Origin of the sequence: Klebsiella sp. K47 (assembly GCF_051858335.1) — a bacterium.
GTDB lineage: Bacteria > Pseudomonadota > Gammaproteobacteria > Enterobacterales > Enterobacteriaceae > Klebsiella > Klebsiella pneumoniae.
Map to the genome: position 1 here is coordinate 1 of NZ_JBPYUI010000630.1, position 207 is coordinate 207.

1 protein-coding gene is annotated in these 207 nt (G+C 65.7%); it reads left to right on the top strand.

Annotated elements, in window-relative coordinates:
* The coding region (locus tag RRF55_RS29495; RefSeq protein ID WP_439419527.1) for a phage baseplate assembly protein V at positions 1-207 on the top strand (207 nt) is incomplete at both ends.

Below are 207 nucleotides of genomic sequence, written 5' to 3' on the forward strand. Positions count from 1 at the left end.
TTCAGCGCAGCCGCTGGGGATGTCAGCGAGTGGAATCCCCCAACCCCCGGCGAGCAGGTTCTGCTCATCTGCACCGATGGTGACCTTGGCAATGCCGTAGCACTTCGCGGCCTGTACAGCGACGCATTCCCCGCGCCCAGCAGCAGCGATGACGTCTGGGTGCGCCGGCACAGAGACGGGGCGACGCTCACCTACAACCATGCCCTG